At 48.6% G+C, this 4,646-nt stretch carries 1 protein-coding gene and 2 pseudogenes; all 3 read left to right on the plus strand.

What is annotated here, in order from left to right:
- Nucleotides 1–286 precede the first annotated feature (286 nt).
- Nucleotides 287–451: pseudogene (locus ACUVJL_RS28025) on the plus strand (choice-of-anchor Q domain-containing protein); the annotation flags it as partial.
- Between the two features lie 117 nt (nt 452–568).
- Nucleotides 569–3,241, plus strand: coding sequence for a Calx-beta domain-containing protein (locus ACUVJL_RS28030; protein WP_445248841.1), 2,673 nt, complete (start codon nt 569–571; stop codon nt 3,239–3,241).
- Between the two features lie 592 nt (nt 3,242–3,833).
- A pseudogene (locus tag ACUVJL_RS28035) lies at nt 3,834–4,505 on the plus strand (VIT domain-containing protein); the annotation flags it as partial.
- Nucleotides 4,506–4,646: the final 141 nt, after the last annotated feature.

The following is a 4,646-nucleotide window of genomic DNA, read 5'->3' on the forward strand; positions in this document are numbered from 1 at the left end:
TTACGCTATGCACTCGAAGCATTTCGGACAGCCATATCTTTTAGGTTTGTGAAATGGTTGAACCAAAATTGGGACGTATTCTCCGCTTATAAAGCCAGTTTAGGCTTTGTTTGGGCTTAAAATTTGTTTAAGTCCCGTTAAATGAAGGAGGACTAATTATGAAATGGAACCGAAAAATAAAAAATAAAGGTAACTTAGTTAATGCAGTTTAGATGTCGAACAGCTTACTGGTGCTGGCTTCACAAACGGTGTTAATGGCGATCTAGTAGGCACTGCTGGCACTCCCATCAATCCGAATCTCGGAGCACTGGCAAATAACGGGGGCCTTACGCAGACGCACGCACTGAATGCAGGTAGTCCCGCGATCGACAGGGGTAATAGCGCGATCGCACCTGCTACGGATCAGCGTGGCTTAACTCGGCCTTCTGGCAGTGCTGTTGACATCGGCGCTGTTGAAGTACAACAGATTGTTAGCATCACCCCGTTCGATGATTCAGCCTCGGAAAACCCGATCGACACAGGCACTTTCCGTGTCAGCCGCAGTGATAGCACAGTTGGTAATTTGACGGTGAATCTCGCCATTGATGGCAGTAGTACCGCTGTTGCTGCTGACTACAATCTGGGCAGTACCTTTCCCGTCACTATTCCGAACGGGCAAAGCTTTGTGGATGTGATTCTGACTCCGGTTGATGACGCTATACCGGAGGTTGCAGAAACGCTGCGACTGAACTTGGGAAATGGGAATTATGCGATCGCACCAGCCAGCAGCAATGCTACAGTGACTATTGCAGCCAATGACTCGATTGCTTATGCGATCGCACTCACAAATCCAGCGACAGGTTCCTTAATAGAAGGCAATTCCGGCACTAAATCCGTCACTTTTACTGTCACTCGCAGCGGTGGCACGGGGGTAGGGAGTACGGTAAATTATGCGATCGCTGGTACCGCGAGCAACGGCGCAGACTACAATAATATCAATGCTGCCGGGGCTACTACCGCCACAGGGACGATCGCCTTTGCCGCCAACGAAACAACTAAAATTATTGCTGTGGATGTCTTGGGCGAAACCGCAGTTGAACCTGACGAGACAATTACCGTCACCCTCAGCAACCCAAATTTGACCGCAGCGCCGGAAAGTTCGACTATCACCACCAGCACCGCCACTGCTACGATCGCCAATGATGACAGCCCTAGTATCTCGATCGATGATGTAGTTGTTACCGAGGGCAATACGGGTACTGCTAGCGCCACCTTTAGCGTCTCTCTCTCAGCAGGTTCTAGCTTGCCCGTCACCGTCAATTACGCCACGTCTGACGGTACTGCTAACACTGCTGATAGCGATTACGCGGCGGCCACAGGCAGCGTTACCTTCAATGTCGGGGAAACGACAAAAACCATTACTGTTGCTGTCAACGGCGATTCTAAGTTTGAAACTGACGAAACATTTAACGTCAACCTCAGCACCGCTGTCAATGCGACTATTACTAAAGCGACGGGCATAGGTGCGATCGTAAATGACGACTTGGAGTCACCAACTCCGACTCCGACTCCAACTCCGACTCCAACTCCGACTCCGACTCCGACACCGACACCGACTCCAACTCCGACACCGACGCCGACGCCGACAACAACGCCGACGCCGACAACAACGCCAACTCCAACGGATACTCCGACGCCGACTCCGACTCCAACTCCGACTCCGACTCCGACTCCAACTCCGACTCCGACTCCGACTCCGACTCCGACTCCAACGGATACTCCAACTCCGACTCCAACGAATACTCCAACGAATACTCCAACTCCAACGGATACTCCGACTCCGACTCCGACTCCGACTCCGACTCCGACTCCAACTCCAACGGATACTCCGACTCCGACTCCGACTCCGACTCCAACGGATACTCCGACTCCAACGGATACTCCGACTCCGACTCCGACTCCGACTCCAACGGATACTCCGACTCCGACTCCAACGGATACTCCGACTCCGACTCCGACTCCAACGGATACTCCGACTCCGACTCCAACTCCGACTCCAACGGATACTCCAACGGATACTCCAACTCCGACGGCGACTCCAACTGCGACGCCAACGCCAGAAACTCAAGACGAAGATTGCATTTGCAAGCAGATAACCTTTCCCAGCCAGACTGCTATTCGCGGCCCCAACCAAACAAATAGCACCACCAACGGTACAGAAAGCGACGACATTCTGGAGGGTTCGATTACCAATGACAATATCAACGGCTTAAATGGTAACGACTTGGTAATTGGCTTTACTGGCAATGACAATATTTATGGCGGATCTTACCTCGGCATCGATCTAGGAAATATAACCATTCTTCCCTCTGCCACAGATAGCGACTTGCTGGTTGGCAATGAGGGCGATGATTACCTCAACGGGGGTGCTAAAGATGATTTAATTTTTGCGGGCGAGAACGAAGATGTTGCTTACGGTGGCAAAGATGACGACATAATTTTTGGAGGCAAACAGAGCGATACTTTAATTGGCGATGAGGGTAACGACACCTTATACGGTGGTGGTGCTTTTAACCCTTTAGACATCGATTCTACAGATCGCGATTTGCTATTTGGCCTCAGTGGCGATGATTACCTCAACGGGCAAGAAGCCGAAGATTCCCTTTCTGGCGGTAATGGAAACGATACAGTGCGTGGCGGCAAGGGTGATGATTTGGTCCTAGGAGACTTGGGCAACGACGTGCTGTTTGGGGATGAGGGCAGCGATACTCTCTGTGGTGCCGACGGAGAAGATACTATGTACGGGGATATTGGCAGCCCTCTGGCGATCGGCTCTGCTGGCGCTCAAGACCAGATGTGTGGTGATTTGGGCAACGATTTGTTGTTTGGCAATGAAGGTTCCGATACCGTCAACGGTGATGCTGGAAACGATACTCTTTATGGCGGCAAGGATGAAGACAGTTTACTGGGTAGTGCTGGGGACGATTGGTTATTTGGAGATGAGGGGAATGATACTTTGATGGGAGGTACTGGGGACGATCGATTTATCTTAGGTATCGACAACGGCCGCGAGACTATTTTAGACTTTCAAGATGGTCGCGATGCGATCGGCTTGACAGGCGGTTTAAGTTTCTCGCAACTGAGCATTACTGTAGAAAATAATTCTACTTCGATCCGAGTTACCAGTTCCGGTCAACTGTTAGCAACTCTCAGCAATGTGTCAACAGGGCTGATTAATGTTACCGATTTTGTAGCGGTCTAAATCGATACCCCTGGGGACACGGCATTGCCGTGTCCTTTTGCTAGATCGTATACAAAAAATCGGCTCTCCCGGATCTATGGTGATAACTCGATCTAAGAACTGGTAATAGGTAATGGGTAATGGGTTAGTCATTTGGAGCCAATTACCTATTACCTATTACCCATTACCATGTAACACAGGATACATTTTCCCCCAGCTCACTATGAGATCCAAAAAGGGGACTTTGACCCTCTTGCTCCCCTCTTTTTAAGGGGTACTGGGGGGTTCTAAGACGCAAGAAAACACGCTCTAGAGAACCCAAAAACCAGGTTTATGCGTCAATATTTCTCGGAAAAAGCGACAATTTTTCCCAAAAAAAGATTTTTTTGCATAATTCCTGTTCTCTAAGCCGATTATTTAATAGGACAGATCGATACCTACTGGAATCCGTTGTTTTTCTCGATCGATCGTTCCCGCTTCCCTTTCTAATCTTTATCCAAAGCAAACAAAATAAAATAAAATAAAATAAAATAAAATAAAATCAAGCGGTGAAACCCAAACGAAATCGCTAGAGTGAAGGCAGTCGAGACGATGCGTGTTGCAGTTCCTTTTGATGTATCATTTATGGAGGACTACTTTTATGCCATCCTTGAAATCTCCAAGCGATCGAACCAGTGGATTATACGTGCGTTCCCCCGAGGGAGAAAAACTCGTTTTTCCCCTGAAACATACTGAAGTCAGAGCCAAAATAGCCGGAAATTTATCGCGAGTTGAAGTCTCGCAAAAATTTGAAAATCCTTTCACCAAGCCGCTGGAAGCCGTCTATATTTTTCCGCTACCAGCAGAAGCAGCGGTAGATGAAATGGAAATTAAAATCGGCGAGAAGACCATTAAAGGCAGCATCAAAAAACGCGAAGAAGCACAGCGAATTTACGAAAAAGCCAAACAAGAAGGGCGGACTGCGGGTTTGCAGGAACAAGAGCGAGATAATATTTTCACCCAGTCCCTTGCCAACATCAAACCCGGTGAAGAAATTGATGTCACGATTCGCTATACCGACAGCTAGAAATTTCAAGCTGGCGATTATGAATTCGTCTTTCCGATGGTTGTCGGGCCGCGATATATTCCCGGTACCCCGCTGGATGAAACGGCAGCCAGCGGTAGTGCCCCAGCCCCAATGACAGTTAATTCCGATACTGATATTGTTCCCGATGCGTCGCGGCTGAATGCCCCGATTTTGCCACCGGGAAGGCGATCGGGACACGATATCGGCGTGACGCTGGAACCCACATTCCGCAGATATTCAAGCAGATTTAATTTCAAAGAAATTCAGAATTGCCAAAACCTCAAATGATTGCTATGCAATCATTTGAGGTTTTTTTAAGGTATAATAATTTGTGCCAGTATAGCAACCTTCAAAACGATG

Origin of the sequence: Microcoleus sp. OTE_8_concoct_300, assembly GCF_031383065.1 — a bacterium.
Classification (GTDB): Bacteria; Cyanobacteriota; Cyanobacteriia; order Cyanobacteriales; family Microcoleaceae; genus Microcoleus.